This is a genomic window from Micromonospora sp. Utrum1 (assembly GCF_057197805.1).
In genome coordinates this window covers 7,183,851-7,207,587 of sequence record NZ_CM170071.1, presented here as the reverse complement: position 1 = coordinate 7,207,587, position 23,737 = coordinate 7,183,851, and the positions used below count along the sequence as shown (strand labels likewise).

Below are 23,737 nucleotides of genomic sequence, written 5' to 3'. Positions count from 1 at the left end.
TGCGGTCGGGTGCCGACGGGGCCTGGTGCACCCGGACCCCGGCCTGGGCGTCGGCCCGCACCGCCGCCGGCAGCAGGACGTGCACGTCGTCCCGGAAGCCGGCGGCGTGCTCGACCCCGTGCAGATAAGCCGCGGAGGGCCCGGCGAGGAGAGTGCCCGGCGGCAGGCGGAGCAGCGCGGCACGGCAGGCGAGCGCGTGGTCGCGGTCGAGGCGGGCGTCGGCGTAGACGTCCTGCCGGAGCCGGACCCAGGAGGCGCCCCGGAGCTGGTGCCGGGTCAGCAGCCCGCGCCGGACCACGTCCGAGCCGCGGAAGACCTGCCAGGCGAGCTCGGACGGTCGATGGGGATGAGGGGGCATGCCGACCAGCCTGGCGGCGCCGGCCCGCCGCCTGGCAGCCCTGTGGACAACCGCGGCCGGCCACGACGCAGGGCCCTGTGGACAACCACCACCGCGCCCGACCGGTGTGCTAGCGGCGCACGGCTCCCGGCCCGCGGCCACCGGGCCGCCCACCTCGCCGCCGGCGGCGGAATTCAGGACTCCGTCAGGACAGGGCCGCGGCGATCGACTGGGCCGCAGCGGTCACCTGGGTGCCGACCTCGATGACGTCGAGCGGGGTCAGCGAGACCACTCCGACGCTCGCCTCCAGCCCCGGCACCCCGAGCACCGGCGCGGCCACCCCGTACGCGCCGGACTGCAGCTCGCCGCTGGTACTCACCGGGCCGGCGGCGCCCGTCCGGCCGGCCAGGATGGCCCGTCCGGCGGCGCCCCGCTCCAGCGGGTGCCGCGATCCGGTCCGGTACGCCACGTGGAACGAGGTCCAGCTCGGCTCGACCACCGCGAGGGCGACCCCCTCGCCCCCCTCGACCACGGTCAGGTGGGCGGTCGCCCCGGCCTGCTCGGCGAGCCGGCGCAGCGCGGGCAGCGCCCCCTCGGCGAGCAGTGGCTGGGCCCGCCGGGCCAGGTGCAGCACGCCGGCGCCGAGCCGGAGCCGGCCGGCGCCGTCGCGGCGCAGCATGCCGTGGTCGGTCAGGGCGCCGACCAGCCGGTAGACCGCCGCCCGGCCGATGCCCAGCCGGTTCGCCGCCTCGGTGACGGTCAACCCGCCCGGCGCGTCGGCCACCAGGTGCAGCAGGCGCAGCCCCCGGTCCAGGGTCTGCGCCGTCTCTCCCGCCCGTGCCGCCGTGTCCACAGCACGCAGCGTACGACCCGGCTCCGGGGTACCTCGAAATGCGCGGACGGCTACCCTTGTACGGTGACGCTACGCCTGTATGACACCGCCACCCGTTCGGTGCGGGACTTCGTCCCGCGGGAAGCCGGCAAGGTGGGGGTCTACCTGTGTGGTCTCACCCTCCAGGCTCCGCCGCACATCGGCCACCTTCGTTCCGGTGTCAACTACGACGTGCTGCGCCGCTGGCTCGTCGCCTCCGGTTTCGAGGTCACCTTCATCCGCAACCTGACCGACATCGACGACAAGATCCTGGTCAAGGCGACGGAGCGCGGGCTGCCGTTCTGGTCGATCGCGTACGCCAACGAGCAGATCCTGGCCGACTCCTACCGGGCGCTCAACGTGCTGCCGCCGACCTACGAGCCGCGGGCCACCGGGCACATCCCGGAGATGCACGAGTTGATCACCCGGCTGATCGAGACCGGGCACGCCTACCCGGCCACCGACGGCTCCGGCGACGTCTATTTCGACGTGACCTCCTGGCCGGCGTACGGGTCGCTGTCGGGCCAGTCGCCGGAGGACATGCAGTCCGCCGGGGATGCCCCGGAGCGGGGCAAGCGCGACCCGCGCGACTTCGCGCTCTGGAAGGGCGCCAAGCCGGAGGAGCCGGCCGACGCCTACTGGCCGTCACCGTGGGGCCGGGGCCGCCCCGGCTGGCACATCGAGTGCTCGGCGATGTGCTGGCGCTACCTGGGGCCGGAGTTCGACATCCACGGCGGCGGGCTCGACCTGACCTTCCCGCACCACGAGAACGAGATCGCCCAGTCGCAGGCCGCCGACCTGCCGTTCGCCCGCTACTGGGTGCACCACGGCCTGCTCGGCATCGGCGGCACCAAGATGGGCAAGTCGCTGGGGAACACCCTCGACCTCGACTACGTGGCGTCCCTCGGGGTGCGCCCGGTGGAGCTGCGCTACTACTACGTCGCCGCCCACTACCGGTCCCGCATCGACTACTCGGAGGACGCGCTGCGCGAGGCGGCGGTCGCCTACCGGCGGATCGAGGGCTTCGTGCAGCGGGCCGCCGAGCGGGTCGGCGCCGGGCAGCTCGGCGAGTTGCCGGCCGGCTTCGTCGCGGCGATGGACGACGATCTCAACACCTCGGCCGCCCTGGCCGTGCTGCACGAGGTGGTCCGGGACGGCAACACCGCGCTGACCGCGGGCGACGATGTGACCGTCCGCACGACGCTCGCCGCCACCCGGGCGATGCTGGATATCCTCGGGGTCGACCCCCTGGACCCGGTCTGGACCGGCGGTGGCCGTGTGGACGACCTGCGCGGCGTGGTGGACTCCCTGATCGCGCTGGCCCTGGAGCAGCGCGCACAGGCCCGCAGCCGCAAGGACTGGGCCGCCGCGGACGCCGTACGCGACCAGCTCAAGCAGGCCGGCGTGGTCGTCGAGGACACCCCCCAGGGCCCCCGTTGGACTATTGGAGAGCAGGACTGATGGCCGGCAACTCGCAGCGCCGTGGCCGGCGACTGACGCCGAAGGCGGCTGCCCCGAAGGGCTCGGGCGGCAAGAACAAGGACTCCCTCGCCGGCCGGGGCCGCACCCTTCCGGCCGACGAGCGGCCGTGGCACAAGGCGTACTCGGGCACCGAGAAGCTGCCCCAGCGCACCGCCTGGAAGCAGGACAAGGAGCGCCGCGCGGCGGCCGAGGAGGGGCGCGCCCCCAAGATCGGCCAGCCGGGCAGCAAGGACACCACCTGGGGCCGCGGCGGGGGCCGGGGCGTCCCCGCGGCGAAGGGCCGCGGCGGCAAGCCCGCCGGCCGGTCCGGGCCGCGGGTCGCGCCCGGCCGCAAGGCGAACCCGGCCAAGGACAGCCCGGAGCTGCTGGTCGGGCGCAACCCGGTGCTGGAGTCGCTGCGCACCCAGGTGCCGGCGACCGCCCTCTACACCGCCCAGGGCATCGACATCGACGACCGGGTCAACGAGATCATCCGCACCGCCGCCGACCGGGGCATCGCGATCCTCGAGATCAGCCGGGCCGAGCTGGACCGGATGACCGGCGGCGTGCTGCACCAGGGCGTCGGCCTCCAGGTGCCGCCGTTCGCCTACGAGCCGTTCGAGGACCTGATGGCCGCGTCGCTGGAGCAGGCCGCCCCGCTGCTCGTCGCGCTCGACGGGGTCACCGACCCGCGCAACCTCGGCGCGGTCATCCGATCGGCCGCCGCGTTCGGCGCGCAGGGCGTCTTCGTACCCGAGCGGCGGGCCGCCGGGATCACCGCGACCGCCTGGCGGACCAGCGCCGGCGCGGCCGCGCGGGTGCCGGTCGCCCAGGTCACCAACCTGACCCGGTCGCTGAAGGCGTGCAAGGACGCCGGCTTCATCGTGATCGGCCTGGACGCCGACGGGCAGACCGACCTCTACGACCTGGAGGCCGCGGTCGGCCCGCTGGTCGTGGTGGTCGGCTCGGAGGGGCGGGGCCTGTCCCGCCTGGTCGGCGAGACCTGCGACCTGACCGTCAGCATCCCGATGGTCTCCGACGTCGAGTCGCTGAACGCCAGCGTCGCCGCGGCGGTCACCCTCGCCGAGGTCGCCCGCCGCCGCTCCGCCGAGGCGTAACGCAGGCACGAAAAGGGGCGGTCCGCCGTGGCGGGCCGCCCCTTTCTTCGCGTACGTCAGATCCGGTTGCCGGTGGCGGCGTGGAAGACGTGGCTGCGGCCGGTGCGCGGCTTGACGAACACGGTGTCGCCCATGTTCGGCATCGTGCGCCGGTCGGTGCGGACCACGAACCGCTCGTTGTGGCCCTCGAGTGCGGCGTGGCCGTAGACGTTGGCGTCGGAGCCCAGGTCCTCGACCAGCTCGACCACGACCGGCATGCCGCCCTCGGTCGGGCTGACCAGGTCGCAGTCCTCCGGCCGGAAGCCGACGGTCACCTTGCCGTCGCCGCCCTCGGCGCGGGCCGCCTCGACCTGCTCGCGGGTCAGCGGCACGTTCAGCTCGGCGAACGCGGCGCCGTGCTCGGTCAGCGGCACGGTCTTGATGTTCATGGCCGGGGAGCCCATGAAGCCCGCGACGAAGACGTTGGACGGGGTGTCGTACAGCGCCCGCGGGGTGTCCACCTGCTGGAGGACACCGTCGAGCATGACCGCGACCCGGTGACCCATGGTCATGGCCTCGACCTGGTCGTGGGTGACGTAGACCGTGGTGACGCCGAGCTTGGCCTGGAGCGACGCGATCTGCGTACGGGTCTGCACCCGGAGCTTGGCGTCGAGGTTCGACAGCGGCTCGTCCATGAGGAAGACCTGCGGCTCGCGGACGATCGCGCGGCCCATGGCGACGCGCTGGCGCTGACCGCCGGAGAGCGCCTTCGGCTTGCGGCTGAGGAACTCCTCCAGCTGGAGCAGCCCGGCCGCCTCCTTGACCCGCCGGTCGATCTCCGACTTCGAGGTCTTGCGCAGCTTGAGGGCGAACGCCATGTTCTCGTACACCGTCATGTGCGGGTAGAGGGCGTAGTTCTGGAAGACCATCGCGATGTCGCGGGCCTTCGGCGGGAGGTGCGTGACGTCCCGGTCGTCGATGTAGATCGCGCCGTCGTCGACGTCCTCCAGGCCGGCGAGCATCCGGAGACTGGTGGACTTGCCGCAACCCGACGGGCCGACCAGGACGAGGAACTCCCCGTCGCCGATCTGGAGGTCGAGCTGGTTGACCGCGGGGCGTTCGGTGCCCGGGTAGATCCGGGACGCCTTCGCGTACGTGACCGTAGCCATGGTGGAGCGCTTCCTTTCACCGGCAGGAACGTGCCGGACGATCCGAGTGGAAGGAGCGACCGGCACCCGAGGTGCCGGCCAGACGGGCGGTCGACCGGGCAGCCGAGGCCAACCGGAGTGTCGTCCGTGTCACTGCACCGTAAACGGGTTTCGCGAGCCTGCCAAGACGAGGGGCGGACGGTGGGACGGAAGGCATACGCATAACGGTCAGGCGGGCACGGTGAGGCATCAATCTCCGCCGCCTCAACCGCATACCGGCGTGGATCCGTTGGTGTCGAGGTCAGGAAATTGGCGTTTTCCGTGCTCGGGAGCCCTGCTGAACGGGATTTTCGGGCCTCAGTCGCTATGCTGACCCCGGACCACACGCCCCTGTAGCTCAGCTGGCCAGAGCACTCGCCTTGTAAGCGAGATGTCGCCGGTTCGATCCCGGCCGGGGGCTCCATTTGCAACAGGCGTTTCGCGGCGGTAGCCGTCGTGAGACGGCCGGGATGAAAAGCAACGCTGACAGCAACGCGGTTCATGACAGCCGCCCGTCGAGCTTGCCGAGCGCCTGACGCATCGCGTCAAGGTTCGCGTGAGCGTAGACCTTGAGCGTGATCTTCACGTCCGCGTGCCGGGTGATGGCCTGGACGACGTGCGGCGGGACGCCCAACTCCATCAGCAGCGACACGACCGTGTGCCGGTCGTGCAGGCGGACACCGGGCAGACGGTGGCCTCGCACTCGCCAGAGCCGGCCGTCGGAGAGCAGCCATGCATACGATGCGGCCGGCTGCCGGCGTGTGATCGGACAACTGACGTGCGGCACATTCCCCCCACCTGATGCGCGACAGCGCGACGAATCTAGAGCAAATCGGGAGTCTCCGGACGCGCAGATCTGCCGATGACAGCGGGTCGCGGTCCCCGTACGTTGGCGTCATGGCGACTTTTTGGACCTTGGGATGCGATGCCGACCATCCGCAGCAGATCGCTGCCTTCTGGGCGCTGGCCCTCGGCTATGTCAAGGAATCTGGCTTCGACGAGCCCGATAACGCGTCGATCGTCGACCCGGATGGCCGGGGCCCCGCCATTGGTTTCCTGAAGGTGCCCGAGGGCAAGTCCAGCAAGAACCGCATGCATATCGATGTTCGGGTGGCCGGTCCAGGCCCCTGGGACATGGTCGAGCGCGCCCGACTGATCCGGCAGAAAGTCCCCGAGTTGGTCGCCGCCGGCGCGACGGTGATCCGCGAGGAGTGGTACGGCGACGTGCTTGGCCACGTCGTCATGCAGGACCCCGAGGGAAATGAGTTCTGCGTCGCTTGATGCCACGGCCATCGCCCGCGATTCGATATCCGGATCTGCCGCGATCGGTGCTGGAACAGACTGGCTCCGCGTGTCGGTCAGCCAACGATCTGGTCACGGCGGCGGGTGAGGTAGGCCCGCTCCGCAGGGTTGCCGGCGAAACCGATGGCTCGGTCGTACGCCGCCCGCGACTCGCCGCTGGATCTCGGCGAGTCCGACCCCGGGGCCGTCGACTTCGGCGACCGCGACCGCCCGGTTGAGCCGCACGATCGGCGAGGAGTCGAGCTGCAGCAGGCGGTTGTAGAGGGCGATGAGGCTGGGGCATGCGATTCTCGATGCCGGTCAAGACGCGCGTCAGCGGCATGAGAGGGCGGTGCTATCAGCGACCGACGGCTCTCGGTCTGGTGCCCTGGGCGGCTTGGTGCGGTCCAACCGCATCAGCAAGCGGGTGCTCGCCGAACGTCTGGCTCGGGTACGCCCGGTCCCCCCGGGTCGTCGGGCAGCGCTGGGACGCCGACTCATCGACCCGGGGGAAGCCGTCTCGCTGGGATGGCGACTGGTCAGCCGCAGACGGCCTTGTCTAGGAGCGCGTCGACGGCGTGGTCGGCGTCACCGCGGAAGTTGGGCGTGAGTGCGACCGTGACTTGGCGGCGCTGGTCCTCGGTGGAGAAGGACCAGGACTGGTACGCCACGGCGTCGCCGTCGTTGCCGTACAGACGGACCCCGCACGAGGTGTCCCGCCAGCGCAGCCCGAGCCCGTAGCTCGCGCCATCGAAACCCTCTGCCTTCATCTCGTCGAGCAGGTGACCCGGCAGCAGGCGCCCACCGAGCAGCGCGGCGAAGAACCGGTTGAGGTCCCCCGTCGTGGAGATCATCTCGCCACCCGCGCCGAACAACGACGGGTTCATCTCCGTGAAGTCGACGAGGCTCATCTCCCCGTCCTGCAGCGTCGGTACGTAGCCGTGCGGATGCGGCCCGGCAATCTGCGTCGACGTTCCCGGCATCACGGTGCCGTCCAACCCCAACGGTCCGATGATTCGGCGCTCGATCTCCTCGCCGTACGACCGGCCGGTCACCTTCTCGATGATCTGGCCGATCAGGGTGTAGCCGGTGTTCGAGTACCCGTAGTCCGAACCTGGTTCGAAGTTCGGGGGGTTGCCACCGCGCGGGCAACGAACTCGGCCGCGGTCCAGGTCCGCGACCGGTTGTCCAGGAACTCCGGCCCGGGCGGCATCGGCAGCGTACGCACGTAGTCGTACAACCCGCTGGTGTGATTGAGCAGTTGGCGCATGGTGATGCCGTCACCGTCCGGGACGACTCCGGGCAGCCACGCTTCAACGGTGTCGTCCAAGCCGAGCCGACCCTCGTCGACGAGCTGCAGGGCGACGGTGGCGACGAACGTCTTCGTGATGCTGCCCGCCCGGAACCGGCCGTTGGCCGGGACCGCCCGCGTCGTGCCCTGTTCGACGACACCGCTGGTGCCCCGCCACACGCCATGCTCGCCACGTACCTCCGCGAGCGCACCGACCGCGCCGGCGGCGACGACGTCGTCCAGCCGGCTCTGTAGTCCGACGCGATCCGGTTTCTCCGGCGCGGCGGCGGCAGATGTGGCAGCGGCAGCGGCCAGCCCTCCCGTCATCGCCAGGGCTGTCGTCGCAGTCACTAGCGCCCGATGTACTCGCTTCATTTCGACCCCCCAAGTGATCAGTTCGTCGAGATCGAGCCTGCCGGAGTCGGAGCGCCGGACATATCCAGGAAAGCCCTGGCTCGCCCCCGAAGCCGGCCAAGCGCCAACCCCTGGTTGCGCATCTCTTCGATGAAGTCCGCCTGGCACATCAGGTGGCGTCAGCCCTCCGACATCGACAGAGGTGGATGACTGGCGCACCAGCCGTCGTGGACAGCCGGCGTCACGGTCCGCATCCGGCATGCTCAGGGCCCCTGTAACCCATCAAACTGAAGGCACCGTGTAACGCATCAAGCGGAGTACGACCGGCCAGCTGCCGGCGACTTGTTCAAAGTTCTGTATGTCTTCAAGGCGGCCCTTAGTGGGCCGCACGCGCCGCCGCCTGGGCGCGCGCCGGCCGCTGCCGCTGTCGCTCTGCGGCCGTCACGCCTGATGCCCGGCGGCTGGCGCGGACAGCGGAGAGCCCGGTGGGCCGCCGCGGAACGACAGAGGATTGACCGGGTGGTAGTGGGCCGGCAGCCGGCCGGGCCGCGCGGCCACGAGCCCGCGCGGCGTAGGAGTGCGGACGCCGGCCGCGTCGGCGAGCTGACGGCGGTCGCGGGGTTGCGGCTAGAGCGCCTCCGGCGGGGGCGCTCCGGCTGCGGGATGTCCGGGGCTCCGTCGGCGGGTCGCGGTCCGTGGGTGGTTGCGGTAGCGCCATCCCACCGCCGAAGACCCGGGGCGGGCCGAGCAGACCACAGCCGGGGCCACCACGTCCGTCCGTGTGTCAAGGCCGTCTTGACGTGGCGGCCCCGGCGGCGGCCCGCTCCTACAAGGGCGGGTCGACGGCGACGGGATGGCGAGGTTCCGCTGGCTGGGTCAATGCCTCACCAACACGCATGCGACACGGGGCGGGTCGAGCGTCCACCCGGCCCCCCAGCTATTGATGGGGGTCGCCAGATCTTGTCGGCGGCTGCGGGGTGGCGGCTGCGTCGATCGTTTGGGCGAGGGTCGTCAGAGTGGGTCGAGGCGGCGCTTGAGCAGGCAGAACTCGTTGCCTTCTGGATCGGCGAGGACGTGCCAGGACGCATCCGCGGGCTGACCGATGTCGACGAGTTTGGCCCCGGCGGCCAGGAGGCGTTCGAGCTCGGCGTCCTGATCGCGGTCGGTGGGGTTGACGTCGATGTGCAGCCGGGCATGCCCGTTCTTCGGCTCGTCGTTGCGGATGAGGAAGATCGTCGGCTGCGGGCCGCCGAACCCCTCGCGCGGGCCTATCTCGATGTAGACCTCCTCTTCGCGATCGAGCTCTACGAAGTCCAGGACCTCGCACCAGAACCGCGCCAGCGCCTCGGGGTCGCGGCACTTGAGCACGAGCTCACCGATACGGCATGCCATTGACGAAACCTACTCTCCGCATGGGAACTGCCGGGGCGGCCGCACGCGGATCTCATGGGCTCCCCGCAGTGAGAACAAGCTCGCGATGGTACCGGGCGAGGCGAGGGGGCTGGACGAGGGTGCCCGTCGGGCTGAGCCCAGCACCGCTCGCCGGCTCGAGGTGAGGGCCGCGGGGCTGACGGTCGTCAGTCAGCAGGAAGTCAGCGAGACGCGCGACAACAGCCGTCAACCCGATTCCCAAGCTGACAGTGCGGGTTCGATTCGCGTCACCCGCTCCCGCTCGAAAGCCCAGTCCGGATAGATATCTGGCGGTCTGGCACTCTGTGCGGATGCGACAGGTGACCGTGCTTGGCAGTTCGGGTGCCTTTCCCGAGCCGGGCCGTGCCTGTAGCGGTTTCGCGGTGGACTGGGACGGCTTCCGCTTGGTGCTTGACCTGGGCTACGCCACGCTGCCGCGGATGCTCAGGCACTGGCCGGATGGTGCAGTGGACGCTGTCGTCATCACTCATGAGCATCCTGACCACTGCATTGACCTGCACGGGCTGTTCCGGATGCGGTTCTATGGTGAGCCTGGGGGGCCACGGCTGCCGTTGTACTGCCCGCCAGGGGTGCTCGACCGGATCAGCGGCCTGGAGCCCGACGTCGACCTACATGCAGTCTTCGACATGCACCTGCTGCCCGGCAGCTACCGGGTCGGGCCGTTCGACCTCACCGGACTGTCACTCCCGCACTACGTGCCCAACGCAGGCATCCGTATACAGGCCGACGGGGTTGCCTTGGCCTACTCCGGGGACACCGGCCCGGCCCCCGCGCTGGCCGAACTGGGTCGTGACGCCGACCTGTTCATCGTCGAGGCGACCGACCGCGACGGCGAGACCAGCCGCCCCACACGCAATCTACTGACCTCCACCGAGGCCGGTCTCTGGGCTCGTCGGGCGGGCGCCCGCCGATTGATGCTCACCCATTTTTGGCCAGGCAATGACCGGGCAGCCGCAGTGGCCGCCGCACAGGTGGAGTTCGACGGCGCTGTGCTGGCGGCCGAAGAAGACCTCACCCTCATGCTTGGGACACCAGCTCGCTGACCGACGTGAGTAGCTGCTGACAGCAGCGGCGACAGCACCGGACCGAGACGAAGGCGGCCAGGGCAGGCCGCTCACGGACAGTTGGCCGAGGCCGCCGACGACCACGGACTCACGCGGACGAGGCGCGCAGTTCTTGTAAGCGAGATGTCGCCGGTTCGATCCCGGCCGGGGGCTCCAACTCCACCAGGCGTTCCGGCGACCGGGTGGTGCTTACGATCCGGATGACGGCCCGGCGCTGCGGAAGGTGCGGCGGTAGGCGTCCGGGGGCACCCCGACGGTGCGGTTGAAGTGCCGGCGCAGCGTCGTGGCGGTGCCCATGCCGGCCGCCTGCGCGATGGCGTCGATGCCGTTGTCGGTGTTCTCCAGCAATTCCTGGGCCCGGCGGATCCGCTGCGTCGACAGCCACTGCAGCGGGGTGGCGCCGGTGACCGACTTGAAGTGGCGGGCCAGGTTGCGCGAGCTCATGTTCGCCTGGCGGGCCAGGTCCTCGACCGTCAGCGGACGGTCCAGCCGTTCCATCGCCCAGGGGAACAGGTCGGCGAGGGGATGGTCGTCGCGGGCGGGCACCGGGGTGGTGACGAACTGGGCCTGGCCGCCGGCGCGATGCGGCGGCACGACCAGCCGGCGGGCGACGGCGTTGGCGACCGTCGAGCCGTGGTCGCGGCGGATCAGGTGCAGGCACAGGTCGATCGCGGCGGCTTTGCCGGCTGAGGCGAGCACGTTGCCGTTGTCGACGTAGAGCACGTCCGGGTCGACCTTCACCCGGGGATAGCGGGCGGCCAGCGCCTCGGTGTGGGCCCAGTGCGTGGTCGCCTGCAGCCCGTCGAGCACCCCGGCGGCGGCCAGCACGAACGCGCCGGTGCACAGCGAGACCATCCGGGCGCCCGCCTCGTGGGCCGCGCGGACGGCGTCGAGCAGGTCGGGTGGCACGTCCGCGTCGATGTCTTCCACGGACGGGATGATCACGGTGTCGGCGCGGGCGAGTCGGTCCAACCCGGCGTCGGGTTCCAGCTGGAATCTGCCGATCCGGACCGGGCCCGGGCCGCAGACCACGAGGTCGTACCACGGGTCGGCCAGGCCGGAGGGGTCGCGGACGAAGACCTCGCACGCCACGGCGAGCTCGAAGTGCAGCATGCCGTCGATGGCGGCGAGCGCGACAGTGGCCATGTCCGAAATTGTATGGGGCATGGCGTTCCAGACACTGTCCCGGGCCGGCCGCTGCGGAGAGGATCTACTCAATCGATCTTTTCGAGGCCAGGAGGAACCGCAGATGGGTTCGGGTCAGACGGTGGCGGTGTTCGGTGCGTACGGACACACCGGGCGGTTCGTGGTGACGGAGTTGCGCGATCGCGGGTTCGTCCCGCTGCTCCTCGGTCGCGACGCGGGCAGGCTCCAGGCGCTGGCGGCGTCGCATCCGGGGCTCGAATTCCGGGTGGCGTCGGTCGACGATCCGGCCTCGCTGGACCTGGCGTTGAAGGGCGCGGCCGCGGTCGTCAACTGCGCCGGCCCCTTCGCCTCGACCGCGGCCCCGCTGATCGAGGCGGCCCTGCGCACCGGGATCCCGTACGTGGATGTGGCGGCCGAGATCGAGGCCAACCTCGACACGTTCACGCACTTCACCGAGCGCGCTCGGACCGCGGGCGTCGCGGTGGTCCCGGCGATGGCCTTCTTCGGCGGACTCGGCGACCTGCTGGTCACGACGGCCATGGGCGACTGGACGGCGGCCGACGAGGCGCACGTCGCGTACGGGCTGAGCAGTTGGCACCCCACGGGCGGGACCGTCGCCTCCGGCACCGTCTCCCGGGAACGGCGCGACGGCCGGCGGGTCCGCTACACCGGTGGCCGGCTGGAGTACTACGTCGACCAGAACGACCTGCCGACCCTGGAGTGGGACTTTCCCGCTCCGATGGGCCGCCGGCCCGTCCTCGGCGAGTTCACCATGGCCGACGTCGTCACCGTCCCCAGCCACCTGCCCATCCCCGAGGTGCGCACGTACATGACCACCGACGCGGCCCGGGACCTGACGGCGCCGGACGCGGCCGCACCGACAGCGGTCGACGAGCGTGGCCGGTCCGGGCAGACGTTCACCGTCGACGTCATCGTGCGCTCCGGCGACACGCGGCGCCGCGTCGTCGCCACCGGCCAGGACATCTACGCCATCAGCGCACCGCTGGCGGTCGAAGCGGTCCAGCGCATTCTCGACGGTCGGACGAGGGTGAGCGGCGTCGCCTCAGCCGGCGAGATCTTCGACGCGCCCGACTTCCTCCGTGCGCTGTCCGCGCACATCTCGCTCGAAGCGCGTCACGAGGCTGGCGCGCCGCAGCTCGCCTGATCAGGCGGCAACGGGTGACAGCCGGGGCGGAGGTGCGCGCACCCCCGCCCCGGGCCGATCGTCGGTCAGCCCCAGTTCTGCGGTGCCGGCTGCCGGGTGGTGGCGTTCATCCGGTTGAAGAAGTTGGTGGTGGCGATCCACAGCACCAGAGCCGCCAGTTCCTTCTCCCCGAAGTGCCTGGCCGCCTCGTCCCACACCCGGTCCGGCACCGCGTCGCTCCGGTCGGCGAGCCGGGTCGCATGCTCGGCCAGGTCGAGCGCGGCCCGTTCCGCGTCGGTGAAGTACGGGGTCTCCCGCCAGGCGGCCACCGCGAAGAGCCGCTCCTCGGTCTCGCCGTTCTTCCGGGCGCCGCGCGCGCCGGAGTCGACGCAGGCGCTGCACCCGTTGATCTGGCTGGCCCGCAGGTGGACCAGTTCCAGGGTGCTGGCCGGCACGCCGGCCGAGTGCGCCGACTTGTAGAGCAGGTTGACCGCCTTCACGGTGTCGGGGAGGAGAGCCGCCGGGTTCTGGATGCGAGCCTCGAGAGCCATTTTCCGTCCGTCCTGTCCTGTTAGGCTGGCCGGCGTTCGCCGCGCGGCCGCTGCCGTCGTCCGTCACCGGGTTGTCGGGAACGGGACCGGCGGCGTGACACATGTGACGGCGGTCACCGGAGGCCGTGGGGGTGGCGAGGCCGTGAGCGACACCGACGTGTTGGTCCGCAGCTTCGAGGAGCAGCGCCCCCGCCTGCGCGCCGTGGCCCACCGGATGCTCGGCTCCGCCGCCGAGGCCGACGACGCCGTGCAGGACACCTGGCTCCGGCTGAGCCGCACCGACGTCGACGCCATCGACAACCTGCCCGGGTGGCTGACCACCACGGTCGGCCGGGTGTGCCTGGACCGGCTGCGCTCCGCCAGCGCCCGGCACGAGGAGGCCACCGACGAGTCGGGGGACGGGCCGGCGGGGGAGGCGGTCGGCGGGCGGGACCCGGAGCAGGAGGCGCTGCTCGCCGAGTCGGTCGGCCAGGCGCTCGAGGTGGTGCTGACCACCCTCGGCCCCACCGAGCGGCTGGTGTTCGTGCTGCACGACATGTTCGCCGTCTCCTTCGAGGAGATCGCGCCGGTGGTGGACCGCACCGCCCCGGCGGTACGACAGATCGCCAGCCGGGCACGGCGCCGGGTGCAGACCCGGTCGGCCGATCCGGTCACCGACCCCGCTCGCCAGCGCCGGGTGGTCGAGGCGTTCCTCGCCGCGTCCCGGGAAGGCCGCTTCGACGACCTGGTCACCCTCCTCGACCCGTACGTGGTGGTCCGCAGCGACGCCGCCGCGGTGCGGCTGGGCGGGACCGCGGAGTCGCGCGGCTCCTCGGTGGTGGCCGGCTTCTTCAACGGCCGGGCCCAGGGCGCCGTCCCCGCGTTCGTGGACGGGATGCCCGGCGCGGTGGTCGTCGTGGACGGCCGGACCCGCCTCGCGCTCAGCTTCACGGTCACCGACCGGATCATCGCCATCGAGGTGGTGGCCGACCCCGACCAGCTCCGCGAACTCGACCTGGTGGTGGGGTGAGCCGGGCCGTCGAGGAGTCGAACCGGGCGATGCTGCGCGCCCGGGACGCCATGGACCGGGCGTACGCGGAGCCGCTCGACGTGCCGGCGCTGGCCCGGATCGCGCACGTCTCGGCGGCGCACTTCATCCGCACCTTCCGGGCCACCTTCGGCGAGACCCCGCACCGCTACCTGCAACGGCGGCGCGTCGAGCGGGCCATGTACCTGCTGGTGCAGACCGACCACCCGGTCACCGAGGTCTGCCACCTGGTCGGCTTCGGTAGCCTCGGCACGTTCAGCCGGACGTTCCGCGACATCGTCGGTGAGTCACCGTCGGCCTACCGCCGGCGCAAGGCGACGGTGGCGGCCGTGCCGAGCTGCTTCACCATGGCGTGGATGCGGCCGAGCGCGGCGGTCAGCGGCCGCGCACGCGACGACGCACGGTGACCCAGAGCCGGTCGCCGAGCCGGGTCCGCCGGATCCAGCGCAGCGCGTCCAGCCGGCCCTTCTCCGGCGTACGCGGGCGCGGCGGCGCGGTGACCCGGGCGTAGGTGTCGCCGGTCGACGGGCGGGTGGTGCCGGGTTCGAGCCGCTCCGAGGCCACCGCCAGCGCGGTGAACTGCTGGAGGACCCGGGGGTCGGGCCGGCCGCCCCGGACCGCCTTGCGCAGTGTCTGCTCCACGACCGGGCGGCGCATCAGTCCGGTGAGTGGCCCGTGCGCGGTGTCCAGCAGGTCGGCGACTGCGGCCACGCCGTCACCCTCCCAGACCCGGGTGGCGGTGGACGGACCGGTGGCGGCGCTGACGAACGGCACCTCCGCCCATTCGGGCACCAGCCGGGCGATCAACGCGGTGTGCAGCAGCCGGCCGCGCTTCTGGGCCACGCTGAGGGCGAACGTGGTGGCGACGAAGCCCGGCGCCAGAAACGGGGTGACCATCCCGGTGAGGTACGCGGAGGTGCACCATCGGCGCATCCGCTCGACCAGGTAGAGGTAGTCGACCAGGTGCTCCCCGCGCAGGCCGAGGTCGCGGGCGTGGGCCAGCACGGCGGTGACCCGGTCCCGTTCGGCGGCCCGCGCCTCGGGCGCCGCGGCGGCGTGCGGCACGCCGGCCAGCAGCTTGGTCAGGCCCGCCTGCTCGGGGGTGGGGGCGGGATCGGCGTCGGCCGCCGGGTACCAGTAGCCGACCGCGAGTTCGCCGGCCGCGCCGGTGAGGCTCGCCGCGCGGGTCGCCTCATGCAGCCGGGCGCGCACCGGGCGGGCCAGGTAGGTCGAGGGGAACTGGTAATCGTGCAGGTGGGCGAGACGTCGGGCCCGCTCGCGCAGGCCGGTGGCGAGCACGCTGGCCGGGGCGCCGGCGGGCACGGTCCGGTGGTCCGGGCGCAGTCCCCGCTTCTCCCCGAGGAGTTGCACCAGCCGGCGGGCCACCTCGCCCTCGGCCCGGGTGTCGTCGTTGGTGACCAGCCGGGGCGTGTGGCCGGCGGCGATCAGTGTCGCGGCGATGAGCCGCGAGTCCTTGCCGCCGGAGAGGCCGAGGGTGACCTCGGCGTCGTGCAGCGGATGCAGGCTGGCCGCGGCGCGGGTCAGGGCGTCGGCCGCCCGGTCCAGCCGCTCGTCCAGCGGCCGTCCCTGGTCGGCGTACCCGCCGCACACCACGTCGTCGGTGGCGTAGCGCAGCTCGGTGTCGAGGTGCCAGCCGCCCTCGGCCCGGCGGCGGCCGGTGACCCGCTCTCCCGGGCGCAGCAGCCGGGTGCCGTCGATCGGCGAGAGGTCGCCGCCGAAGTGCCCGCAGAGGGTGTAGGAGGTCCAGCCGGCCACGTCCGGCCGGACCTGGCCGTGCAGGAACGTGGCGAGCAGGCCGGGGCGGGTGCACCAGGCGGTCACCCCGTCGGCGGCGCCGGTGAACACCCGCGCCATGCCGAGCCAGTCCTGTTGCAGGGCGAAGCGGTCCCGGCCCAGCGCCAGCAGACCGAACGGCGGCACCACTTCGCGGTGGATGTCCTCCCCCGCGAGCAGCCGCCGGGCCAGCGCGGCCGGGCCGGCGGCCGCGTCGAGCCCGACCGGAATCCCCAGCGAGACGGCGGTTACGGCGCCCTCGGTGGCGACCGTCGACCACCGGTAGGCGCCCGGGTCGGCCGGGTGCAGAACCAGGACGCCCCAGTCGTCACCGCCGAACTCCTGGCGTCGCCAGGTCTCCGGCACCACCTCCGCTGCGGCCCGCTCGAACCGGTCCAGGCGGGCGGCCCGCAGGGGCGCCGGCAGCGGAGCGGCGGCGAACCAGGCAAGCATCACGTGCATCTGCGATCCCTCTGAGTCGCCGGTGGAGCAGCTGGGTGGCCAGCAAGTTAACAGTTGATCACGTTGCGTGGTGTCCCGTGCGGACAAACGACCCAGGTCGGAACTTGTTGCGTCGCCCTCGGCGGCGGCGGTCCAACCCGTCACTTTTGGATAAGCAGCAGGTCAGCGGGCTGCTCTAGCGTTCCAGGCATGACGATGACCTCGATTTCCCGCTCCCAGATCTACGTGCTCGACCAGGACGAGGCGCTCGACTTCTATGTCGGCAAGCTCGGCCTCGAGGTGAACACCGACCAGGACCTCGGCTTCATGCGCTGGCTCACGGTCAACGTGCCGGGCGACCCGGAGCACGAGATCCTGCTGGAGAAGCCCGGGCCGCCGGCCCTCGACCCGGCCACCGCCGAGCGGGTCCGGGAACTGCTGACCAAGGGCGCCATGAGTGGCTGGCTCTGCCTCACCACCGACGACGCGCGCAAGGCGTACGAGGACCTGGTGGCCAAGGGCGTGGACGTCACCGACGAGCCGACCGAGCGGCCGTACGGGATCGACTTCGGGATCCGCGACCCGTTCGGCAACCGGATCCGGATCGGCCAGATGCACCCGCGCGCCTGATCGGCGCTCCCCGGGGTCGGGAGAGGCCCGCTAGTCTCGCCTCTCCCGACCCTGGAGGTGACCCGAGTGCCCAGCCGACTGCTCTACCTGGTCCGGCACGGCGAGCAGGACCGGCCGGAGGACGGCGCCGACACCGGCCTCTCCGAGCGCGGGCGCCGGCAGGCGACCCTGCTGGGCGAGCGGTTGCGCGGGACCCCGTTCGCGGCCGTCCACCACGGACCGGCGCGGCGGGCCGCCGAGACCGCCAAGCTGGTCGCGGCCGCGCTGCCGGGCGTCCCGGTGTACGAGGACGACCGCGTCGGGGACCACCTGCCGCACGACACCGACCCGGCCGGCCTGCCCGAGGCGTACGCGAACTTCCTGGCCGGGTTCACCGAGCGCGAGCGGGCCGACGGGCCGCGCCGGACGGCGGAGGCCGTGGCCCGTTTCGCGACCGCACCCGCCGAGGGTGACGTACGCGAGCTGATCATCACCCACAACTTCCTGGTCGCCTGGCTGGTCCGGCACGCGCTGGAGGCCCCGGAGCGCCGCTGGATCGGCCTGAACCACCAGAACTGCGGCCTGACCGTCCTCCGCTACACCCCCGCCGCCCCGCCCACCCTGATCGCTCAGAACGACGTGGCCCACCTCCCCCCGGACCTCCGCGCCACCGGCCTCCCCCCGGCCTACCACTTCTGACCCCCTCCCGGGGATCCGCGCCGTCGATCATGAAGTTGGCGGCGTCGAAGCGGACATTCCGCACCGCCAACCTCATGATCGCCCGGGCCCGGAGCAGGAGGTGCGGACCCGGGTCAGTTGGTGGCGCGGGTGAGCAGGTCGACCACGGCGGCGGTGGCGGGCGGCGGGGTGGCCTGCGGCGGGCAGTCCACGTAGGCCGTGGTGGTCGGGCCGACGGTGAGCTGGTAGCTGAACGCGTCCGCGCACATGGTCGCCGGGACGGTGGCGGTCGCCTCGGCGGCCAGCCGCGGGTCGGTGGCGAGGTGCCGCAGCCGGTCGAGGTCGGCACCGCTGAGCTGGCCGGTGTGGGAGGCGCCGCCCCGGTCGACCCGGGTCCAGCGGCCGTCGGGCTGCACCGTGACGGTGTCCTGGAGCCCGACGATGCCGCCGGACTTCGTCAGCACCACCGGCACGCCCGGCGCCGCGGTGGCCGGGGCCGGGCCGTCCGACGCGGGTGCGCCGCCGTTCTGGGCGCAGCCGGCGAGCGGGGTGAGGAGCGCGGCGAGGAGGGTCGCCGCGACGGGGGTGGCTCTCATGCCGATCGGACGCACGGCGGGGCCACCCGGTTCCGACACGCTCCGCCACCTCATCCGAACGGTCAGTGTCTCCGGCAGGAAAGCGCTCGCACCCTTTCACGTTCTTCGATGTATCGCTATATCTACATTAGTGACTACCCCCGTCACAACTTCCCCCCTTCAGGAGGGCCCGTGAAAAGATCCCTCGCCGCCGTCAGCGCAGCACTGCTCACCAGCGGCGTGCTGACCTGCGTCACCACCACGGCGCACGCGGCAACCCCGAGCGCCCCGTCCCCCGAGTCCGCCGCCGCAACCCGGGCGGACAGCCTGCTCCGCGTCAACCCCGGTGCCGTCCAGGGCGCCGGCGGTGAGGCGTACCAGGCCGTCCGCACGAAGGTGGACTCCTCCGGGGCCGCGCACACCCGCTACACCCGGACCTACCACGGCCTGCGCGTCTACGGCGGTGACTTCGTCGTCCACACCGCCCCGAACGGCACGCTGGCCGGGACCTCGGTCGGGCTGGCCGCGCCGCTCACGCTGACCACCACCGCCAAGGTCGGCTCGGCCGCGGCGAAGGCCAGCGCGCGCAAGGCCTTCTCCGGCTCGCTCACCTCGGTGGGCGCCCCGGAGCTCTTCGTTGACGCCAGCTCCGGCAAGGGCCGGCTGGCCTGGGAGACCGTCGCCAGCGGCTGGCGGGCGGACAAGCAGACGCCGTCCAGGCTGCACGTGATCACGGACGCGACGACCGGCGCGGTGATCGGCTCCTACGACGAGATCGAGATGGTGGTCGGCAGCGGCCAGGGCATCTACACCGGCACGGTCAGCATCGACACGACGCTCTCCGGCAGCACCTACCAGATGGTGGACCCGTCGCACGGCAACGGCCGTACCTGCGACATGAACAACACCACCGGCGGCACCTGCACCACCTTCACCGACCCCGACAACAACTGGGGCAACGGCACCAACTCGAACCGGCAGTCCGCCGGCGTCGACGCCCACTTCGGCGCCGCGAAGACCTTCGACTACTTCAAGAACATCCACGGCCGCAACGGCATCTTCGGCAACGGCACGGGCGTGCCGAGCCGGGTGCACTACGGCAGCAACTACGTCAACGCCTTCTGGGACGGCTCCCAGATGACCTACGGCGACGGCTCGGGCAACTCCCGCCCGCTGGTCTCGCTCGACGTCGCGGGGCACGAGATGAGCCACGGCGTCACCGAGGCCCTCTCCGGCCTGGTCTACTCCGGCGAGGCCGGCGGCCTCAACGAGGCCACCAGCGACATCTTCGGCAACATGGTGGAGTTCTACGCCGCCGCGCCGAGCGACCCGGGCGACTACCAGGTCGGCGAGAAGATCAACATCAACGGCAACGGTACGCCGCTGCGCTACATGTACAATCCGTCGCTGGACGGCTCGTCCGACTCCTGCTGGTCGACCAGCACGAAGAACAAGGACGTGCACTACTCCTCCGGCGTGGCCAACCACTTCTACTTCAACCTCGCCGAGGGCACCGGCTCCACCGCGTACGGCACGTCGCCGGTCTGCGGCTCGGCGCCGGCGGTGACCGGCATCGGCCGCGCCAAGGCGGAGAAGATCTGGTACCGGGCGCTCGACGTGTACTTCACCTCGAACACCTCGTACGTCAACAACACCACCCCGTCGAACACCGCCCGGGCCTACACGCTCAAGGCGGCGACCGACCTGTACGGCAACTGCTCCACCGAGTACAGGACCGTCCAGGCGGCGTGGACCGCGGTGAACGTGGCCGGCAACGACGCGCCCTGCGGCTCCACCGGCAACGACTTCTCCGTCTCGCTCTCCCCGACCTCCGGCTCGGTGACCGCGGGCGGTTCGGTCTCCACCACCGTCGCCACCGCCACCACCAGCGGTACCGCGCAGACCGTGACGTTCTCCGCGTCCGGCCTGCCGACCGGCGCCACCGCGTCGTTCAGCCCGTCCTCGGTGACCTCGGGCGGCTCGTCCACGCTCACCATCGCCACCACGGCGAGCACCCCCTCCGGCACCTACGAGGTGACCGTCACCGGCGCCGGCTCGGTGAGCCACTCGGCGACCTACACGCTGACCGTGAACGGCACCGGTGGCGGCTGCACCGGCGCCGGCCAGAAGCTCGGCAACCCCGGCTTCGAGTCCGGCAACACGGTCTGGGCGTCCACCTCGGGCGTCATCGGCCAGTACGGCTCCAGCGGCGAGCCGGCGCGTAGCGGCACCTGGAACGCCTGGCTGGACGGCTACGGCAGCACCCACACCGACACGCTCTCCCAGTCGGTGAGCCTGCCGAGCGGCTGCACCTCCTACAACTTCACCTTCTGGCTGCACATCGACTCGTCGGAGACCACCACGAGCGTCCAGTACGACAAGCTGACCGTGCAGGTGCTCAACTCGTCCGGCGGCGTGCTGGCGACCCTGGCGACCTGGTCGAACCTCAACAAGGCCACCGGGTACAGCCAGAAGTCGTTCTCGCTGGCCTCGTACGCCGGCCAGACCGTCACCCTGAAGTTCAGCGGCACGGAGGACTCCTCGCTGCAGACCTCCTTCGTGATCGACGACACCGCGGTCAACGTCTCCTGACCTGACCTGACCTGACCGCCCGACCCCGGGGCCCGGCGGCCACCCCCACGCGGGTGGTCACCGGGCCTCGCCGTTACGGTCGCCGGAGGACCGGCGGCGCGAGGGGGAGACATGTCGGACGCGGAGCTGACCGTCACGGTGACCGGGCCGGTGGCGACCGTGGTGATCCACAACCCGGCGCGCCGCAACGCGATGACGCCGGCCATGTGGCGGCAGCTCCCGGTGCTGCTCGACGGCCTGGAGGCCGACCCGGCGGTGCGCGTGCTGGTGCTCACCGGGGCGGGCGGCACCTTCTGCGCCGGCGCCGACCTGGGCGACCTGGACGAGCTGCTGGAGGCCGGGGACGGCAGCATCGCGGTGGCCGCCGAGGAGCGGCTGGCCGTGTTCGGCCGGCCCACCGTGGCGGCGATCGAGGGCGCCTGCGTGGGCGGCGGCTGCCAGCTCGCCGTCGCCTGCGACCTGCGCCTCGCGGCGGCGGACGCCCGGTTCGGCGTACCCCCGGCGCGGCTGGGGCTGGTCTATCCCGCGCCGACCACCCGGCGGCTGGCCCGGCTGGTCGGGCCGTCCGCGGCCAAGCACCTGCTGTTCACCGGCGAACTGGTCGACGCCGAGCGGGCGCTGCGGATCGGGCTGGTCGACGAGGTGCTGCCGGCCGACGCGCTCGCGGCCCGGGTGGCGGCGATGACCGCCACCATCGCCGAGCGCTCCCGGCTCACCGTGGCGGCGGCCAAGGAGATCGTCGACGAGCGCGCCGACTCCGACCGGATCGCCTGGTGGCACGGGCAGGTGCGGGAGAGCGGCGAGGCCCGCGAGGGGATCGCGGCGGTCGCCGAGCGCCGGCCACCGCGCTTCGGCTGGACCCCGCCGGCCGCCGGCTGATCGTCACCCCGTCACCCGTGGGACCGGCGGGCGCCGCGCCGGAGGCGTACCTCCGACGCGACCCCCTGTGCCCGCCGGCCGTTCGTCACCGCCCCAGGGAGGCCCAGCTCGGCGTCACCGGCTCCCGCCGCAGCGGCATGCCCGCCTCGGCCGGGGTCCGGTCGCCCTTGCGCTGGTTGCACCCGTAACAGGCGGCGGTGGTGTTCCCCCAGGTGTTCCGGCCACCGCGCGAGCGGGGCAGGATGTGGTCGATCGTGCCGGCCGGGCCGTCGCAGTAGGCGCACCGCCGGCCGTCGCGGCGCAGCACCCCGCCCCGCGACCAGGCCGGGCCGGCGCTGAACCGCCAGCGGGTCACCACGTACCGGACGAGGCGGACCACCCGCGGCATCGGGAAGACCCCGATCACCTGGTCCGGCTCGGCCTCGTGGATCTCGGCGACCCGCCGGCAGAGCATCCGGATCGCGTGCTGGACGGTGACCCGGTGCAGCGGGCCGAGGTCGGCGTTGATGACGAGGACGGCGTCCACCGGGCTCTCCCTTCACGATCGGTGGTACGGCAGCAAAAAGCCGCCCGGTCCACGGGACCGGGCGGCCACGACGCGGACGCGCGGGCGCGTCAGTCGGGCTTTCCGGCATGCGGACCTTCCGCTCGGCAACCGTCGCTGAGCAGCCACGACGGCCTCGTGGTGGCGTGGCACAGCGACATCGACGGCTCCCGGAGCGGCGGTTGACCTTGCGCGCTCACGGTAGATCCACGCCCGAAACGCGGGCAACGTATTTCGATCCACCGTCGGACGGGGGCCGCTGCCGCCCGGCCCGCCCGGCCGCCCGCGCCACGGCGAGGGGCCGGCCGATCCGGGCGGCCATCTGCACCACCAGCTCGCTCTCCAGCAGCGGCCGGTTCACCTCGGCGGCCACCGACAGGGCCGGCGTGGAGACCGACCGCCAGATCGCGGTCAGCCCGGCGCCCAGGCCGACCAGGGCGACCGCCGCACGAGTGGTGGGGGAGCCGGCCGCCGCCGCGGCGCTCACCCCGACCACCGCCAGCAGCACCACCAGCAGGGGTACGAGCACCGGCCAGAAGATCCCCCGGGCCGCCTGCACCACCAGTTTCCGGTCCCGGATGATCAGATTCCGGGCCACCACGGCCCAGTTCTCCTCGTCCAGCAGGTCGCGCGGGTGCAGGCCGCCGGTCAGCACGCCCCGCCACAGCTCGCCCTGGTTGCGCAGCTCGCGGGCCAGCTCCGCCAGCCCGGCCTCGCCCGGATCGCCGACCGCCGCCCGGGTGACCGCCGCGGCCCACGCGGTCAGCGAGTGGCGCACCACCGCGGCAGAATACGGGGGCAGCACGCTGGCCAGCTCGTCCAGCCACCGGCTGAGCTGGACCTGCCGGCCGCCGAACCGCCCGACCAGATGGTCGGCGTCGCCGTGCCGGACGGTGTCGGCGAGCGACCGGCCGAGCCGGTACGCCAGCCCCACCCGGTGGTTGGTGGCCATCGTCCAGCGCAGCACGTCCACGTTCAGCTCGTCGAGGGCGAGGAGCAGCGGCTCCCGGTCCGCGCCGATGGCGGCCCGGGCGGCGGCGGTGGACGGCAGCGGCCGGCCCGGCGCGGTGAGCGCGGCGATCTGGGCGAGCGCCACCTCCACCCCGTCCAGGTTCATCCGGAGCCGGAGCCGTCCCGGCATCTCGGTGACGTTGGAGAGCTTCGGCGGGGCGGTCGCGGGCCGGTCCGCGCCGTCGACCAGGTCGGCGGTCTGCGCGTGGTGGTAGGTGTCCGCCATCGACCAGCCGAGCCGCAGGGCGGTGACGACGCACGCCCGCTCGTCCCGGAGCAGCCCGTAGGCGTCGTCCCGGTCGTCGTCCACCCGCAGCGCCGTGCTCACCCTCCCGACCTCCCGTGCCGACGGAGTCAATCGAGCCTAGTGCA

Annotated in this window: 23 protein-coding genes, 1 tRNA gene and 1 pseudogene; 12 read left to right on the top strand and 13 right to left on the bottom strand. The window is 72.3% G+C overall.

Going from position 1 to position 23,737, the window contains the following annotated elements; all coding sequences use genetic code 11:
• Positions 1–542: 542 nt before the first annotated feature.
• A complete protein-coding gene (locus AC0OLQ_RS34005) occupies positions 543–1,190 on the bottom strand; it encodes an IclR family transcriptional regulator (RefSeq protein WP_484529523.1) in 648 nt (215 codons plus the stop codon).
• Between the two features lie 63 nt (positions 1,191–1,253).
• Between AC0OLQ_RS34005 and cysS the strand changes: the two genes are divergently transcribed.
• On the top strand, positions 1,254–2,669 hold the full coding sequence (cysS, locus tag AC0OLQ_RS34000) for a cysteine--tRNA ligase (protein WP_484529522.1): 1,416 nt from the start codon (positions 1,254–1,256) through the stop codon (positions 2,667–2,669).
• Positions 2,669–3,787 (top strand): 23S rRNA (guanosine(2251)-2'-O)-methyltransferase RlmB, encoded by a 1,119-nt coding sequence (gene rlmB / locus AC0OLQ_RS33995; RefSeq protein ID WP_484529521.1) that lies wholly within the window; start codon positions 2,669–2,671, stop codon positions 3,785–3,787. The genes cysS and rlmB overlap by 1 nt, the downstream gene beginning before the upstream one ends.
• A gap of 56 nt (positions 3,788–3,843) precedes the next feature.
• Here rlmB and AC0OLQ_RS33990 read toward each other — a convergent pair whose 3' ends face one another.
• On the bottom strand, positions 3,844–4,935 hold the full coding sequence (locus AC0OLQ_RS33990; protein WP_357334227.1) for an ABC transporter ATP-binding protein: 1,092 nt from the start codon (positions 4,933–4,935) through the stop codon (positions 3,844–3,846).
• A gap of 365 nt (positions 4,936–5,300) precedes the next feature.
• Between AC0OLQ_RS33990 and AC0OLQ_RS33985 the strand changes: the two genes are divergently transcribed.
• Positions 5,301–5,377 (top strand) — tRNA-Thr (locus AC0OLQ_RS33985).
• Between the two features lie 75 nt (positions 5,378–5,452).
• Here AC0OLQ_RS33985 and AC0OLQ_RS33980 read toward each other — a convergent pair.
• Positions 5,453–5,656 carry a hypothetical protein gene (locus AC0OLQ_RS33980; protein WP_484529520.1) on the bottom strand — a complete coding sequence of 68 codons (204 nt, stop codon included), beginning with the start codon at positions 5,654–5,656 and terminating at the stop codon, positions 5,453–5,455.
• A 194-nt stretch (positions 5,657–5,850) separates the two neighbouring features.
• On the opposite strand from AC0OLQ_RS33980, the gene AC0OLQ_RS33975 reads away from it, so the two are divergent.
• Positions 5,851–6,234 (top strand): VOC family protein, encoded by a 384-nt coding sequence (locus AC0OLQ_RS33975; RefSeq protein ID WP_484529519.1) that lies wholly within the window; start codon positions 5,851–5,853, stop codon positions 6,232–6,234.
• A gap of 77 nt (positions 6,235–6,311) precedes the next feature.
• On the opposite strand, the pseudogene AC0OLQ_RS33970 reads toward AC0OLQ_RS33975, so the two are convergent.
• The 4 genes and pseudogenes from AC0OLQ_RS33970 to AC0OLQ_RS33955 all read right to left on the bottom strand — a co-directional run.
• Positions 6,312–6,528, bottom strand: a pseudogene (locus AC0OLQ_RS33970) (RNA polymerase sigma factor); the annotation flags it as partial.
• Positions 6,529–6,773: 245 nt separating this feature from the next.
• A complete protein-coding gene (locus AC0OLQ_RS33965; protein ID WP_484532504.1) occupies positions 6,774–7,310 on the bottom strand; it encodes a serine hydrolase domain-containing protein in 537 nt (178 codons plus the stop codon).
• Complete coding sequence (locus AC0OLQ_RS33960) at positions 7,310–8,140, bottom strand: serine hydrolase domain-containing protein (RefSeq protein WP_484529518.1); 831 nt, start codon at positions 8,138–8,140, stop codon at positions 7,310–7,312. The genes AC0OLQ_RS33965 and AC0OLQ_RS33960 overlap by 1 nt, the downstream gene beginning before the upstream one ends.
• A 750-nt stretch (positions 8,141–8,890) precedes the next feature.
• On the bottom strand, positions 8,891–9,271 hold the full coding sequence (locus AC0OLQ_RS33955; protein ID WP_238448202.1) for a VOC family protein: 381 nt from the start codon (positions 9,269–9,271) through the stop codon (positions 8,891–8,893).
• 329 nt (positions 9,272–9,600) lie between these two features.
• Here AC0OLQ_RS33955 and AC0OLQ_RS33950 point away from each other — a divergent pair, with 329 nt between their 5' ends.
• Entirely contained in the window at positions 9,601–10,353 is a 753-nt protein-coding gene (locus tag AC0OLQ_RS33950) for an MBL fold metallo-hydrolase (RefSeq protein WP_484529517.1), read from the top strand.
• Between the two features lie 210 nt (positions 10,354–10,563).
• On the opposite strand, the gene AC0OLQ_RS33945 is transcribed toward AC0OLQ_RS33950, so the two are convergent.
• On the bottom strand, positions 10,564–11,520 hold the full coding sequence (locus tag AC0OLQ_RS33945) for a helix-turn-helix domain-containing protein (protein ID WP_484529516.1): 957 nt from the start codon (positions 11,518–11,520) through the stop codon (positions 10,564–10,566).
• Between AC0OLQ_RS33945 and AC0OLQ_RS33940 the strand changes: the two genes are divergently transcribed.
• A complete protein-coding gene (locus tag AC0OLQ_RS33940) occupies positions 11,495–12,685 on the top strand; it encodes a saccharopine dehydrogenase family protein (protein WP_484529515.1) in 1,191 nt (396 codons plus the stop codon). The genes AC0OLQ_RS33945 and AC0OLQ_RS33940 overlap by 26 nt on opposite strands.
• A gap of 65 nt (positions 12,686–12,750) precedes the next feature.
• Here AC0OLQ_RS33940 and AC0OLQ_RS33935 read toward each other — a convergent pair whose 3' ends face one another.
• A complete protein-coding gene (locus tag AC0OLQ_RS33935) occupies positions 12,751–13,215 on the bottom strand; it encodes a carboxymuconolactone decarboxylase family protein (protein WP_484529514.1) in 465 nt (154 codons plus the stop codon).
• A 142-nt stretch (positions 13,216–13,357) separates the two neighbouring features.
• Between AC0OLQ_RS33935 and AC0OLQ_RS33930 the strand changes: the two genes are divergently transcribed.
• Together AC0OLQ_RS33930 and AC0OLQ_RS33925 are read left to right on the top strand one after the other, a co-directional pair.
• A complete protein-coding gene (locus AC0OLQ_RS33930) occupies positions 13,358–14,224 on the top strand; it encodes a sigma-70 family RNA polymerase sigma factor (RefSeq protein WP_484529513.1) in 867 nt (288 codons plus the stop codon).
• Complete coding sequence (locus AC0OLQ_RS33925) at positions 14,221–14,649, top strand: helix-turn-helix domain-containing protein (RefSeq protein ID WP_484529512.1); 429 nt, start codon at positions 14,221–14,223, stop codon at positions 14,647–14,649. Before AC0OLQ_RS33930 ends, AC0OLQ_RS33925 begins: the two co-directional genes overlap by 4 nt.
• On the opposite strand, the gene AC0OLQ_RS33920 is transcribed toward AC0OLQ_RS33925, so the two are convergent.
• A complete protein-coding gene (locus AC0OLQ_RS33920; RefSeq protein WP_484529511.1) occupies positions 14,618–16,498 on the bottom strand; it encodes a hypothetical protein in 1,881 nt (626 codons plus the stop codon). The genes AC0OLQ_RS33925 and AC0OLQ_RS33920 overlap by 32 nt on opposite strands.
• Positions 16,499–16,687: 189 nt before the next feature.
• Here AC0OLQ_RS33920 and AC0OLQ_RS33915 point away from each other — a divergent pair, with 189 nt between their 5' ends.
• Both AC0OLQ_RS33915 and AC0OLQ_RS33910 read left to right on the top strand, forming a co-directional pair.
• A complete protein-coding gene (locus tag AC0OLQ_RS33915) occupies positions 16,688–17,107 on the top strand; it encodes a VOC family protein (RefSeq protein WP_357334259.1) in 420 nt (139 codons plus the stop codon).
• Positions 17,108–17,173: 66 nt separating this feature from the next.
• Entirely contained in the window at positions 17,174–17,785 is a 612-nt protein-coding gene (locus tag AC0OLQ_RS33910; protein ID WP_484529510.1) for a histidine phosphatase family protein, read from the top strand.
• Positions 17,786–17,898: 113 nt separating this feature from the next.
• Here the strand turns inward: AC0OLQ_RS33910 and AC0OLQ_RS33905 are convergent, their stop codons facing one another.
• Positions 17,899–18,360: a hypothetical protein gene (locus AC0OLQ_RS33905; RefSeq protein WP_484529509.1), complete on the bottom strand. Its 462-nt coding sequence runs from the start codon at positions 18,358–18,360 to the stop codon at positions 17,899–17,901.
• A 171-nt stretch (positions 18,361–18,531) separates the two neighbouring features.
• On the opposite strand from AC0OLQ_RS33905, the gene AC0OLQ_RS33900 reads away from it, so the two are divergent.
• Positions 18,532–20,931, top strand: coding sequence for a M4 family metallopeptidase (locus tag AC0OLQ_RS33900; protein ID WP_484529508.1), 2,400 nt, complete (start codon positions 18,532–18,534; stop codon positions 20,929–20,931).
• Between the two features lie 111 nt (positions 20,932–21,042).
• The gene (locus AC0OLQ_RS33895) at positions 21,043–21,810 is read left to right on the top strand and encodes an enoyl-CoA hydratase/isomerase family protein (RefSeq protein WP_484529507.1); all 768 of its coding nucleotides are present in this window, start codon (positions 21,043–21,045) and stop codon (positions 21,808–21,810) included.
• Positions 21,811–21,895: 85 nt separating this feature from the next.
• On the opposite strand, the gene AC0OLQ_RS33890 is transcribed toward AC0OLQ_RS33895, so the two are convergent.
• Together AC0OLQ_RS33890 and AC0OLQ_RS33885 are read right to left on the bottom strand one after the other, a co-directional pair.
• Positions 21,896–22,336: an HNH endonuclease gene (locus AC0OLQ_RS33890; RefSeq protein ID WP_357334270.1), complete on the bottom strand. Its 441-nt coding sequence runs from the start codon at positions 22,334–22,336 to the stop codon at positions 21,896–21,898.
• A gap of 214 nt (positions 22,337–22,550) precedes the next feature.
• Positions 22,551–23,693, bottom strand: a complete 1,143-nt coding sequence (locus AC0OLQ_RS33885; protein WP_484529506.1) for a hypothetical protein — start codon at positions 23,691–23,693, stop codon at positions 22,551–22,553.
• Positions 23,694–23,737: the final 44 nt, after the last annotated feature.

Bases quoted from the DNA above. Each gene is read 5' to 3' on its own strand.
- AC0OLQ_RS33895 (WP_484529507.1), top strand. From the start codon at position 21,043: ATGTCGGACGCGGAGCTGACCGTCACGGTGACCGGGCCGGTGGCGACC.
- AC0OLQ_RS33975 (WP_484529519.1), top strand. From the start codon at position 5,851: ATGGCGACTTTTTGGACCTTGGGATGCGATGCCGACCATCCGCAGCAG.
- AC0OLQ_RS33940 (WP_484529515.1), top strand. From the start codon at position 11,495: ATGGCGGCGAGCGCGACAGTGGCCATGTCCGAAATTGTATGGGGCATG.
- AC0OLQ_RS33955 (WP_238448202.1), bottom strand. From the start codon at position 9,271: ATGGCATGCCGTATCGGTGAGCTCGTGCTCAAGTGCCGCGACCCCGAG.
- AC0OLQ_RS33950 (WP_484529517.1), top strand. From the start codon at position 9,601: ATGCGACAGGTGACCGTGCTTGGCAGTTCGGGTGCCTTTCCCGAGCCG.
- AC0OLQ_RS33945 (WP_484529516.1), bottom strand. From the start codon at position 11,520: ATGGCCACTGTCGCGCTCGCCGCCATCGACGGCATGCTGCACTTCGAG.
- AC0OLQ_RS33920 (WP_484529511.1), bottom strand. From the start codon at position 16,498: ATGCACGTGATGCTTGCCTGGTTCGCCGCCGCTCCGCTGCCGGCGCCC.
- AC0OLQ_RS33960 (WP_484529518.1), bottom strand. From the start codon at position 8,140: ATGCCGGATGCGGACCGTGACGCCGGCTGTCCACGACGGCTGGTGCGC.
- AC0OLQ_RS33915 (WP_357334259.1), top strand. From the start codon at position 16,688: ATGACGATGACCTCGATTTCCCGCTCCCAGATCTACGTGCTCGACCAG.
- AC0OLQ_RS33935 (WP_484529514.1), bottom strand. From the start codon at position 13,215: ATGGCTCTCGAGGCTCGCATCCAGAACCCGGCGGCTCTCCTCCCCGAC.
- rlmB (WP_484529521.1), top strand. From the start codon at position 2,669: ATGGCCGGCAACTCGCAGCGCCGTGGCCGGCGACTGACGCCGAAGGCG.
- AC0OLQ_RS33905 (WP_484529509.1), bottom strand. From the start codon at position 18,360: ATGAGAGCCACCCCCGTCGCGGCGACCCTCCTCGCCGCGCTCCTCACC.
- AC0OLQ_RS33990 (WP_357334227.1), bottom strand. From the start codon at position 4,935: ATGGCTACGGTCACGTACGCGAAGGCGTCCCGGATCTACCCGGGCACC.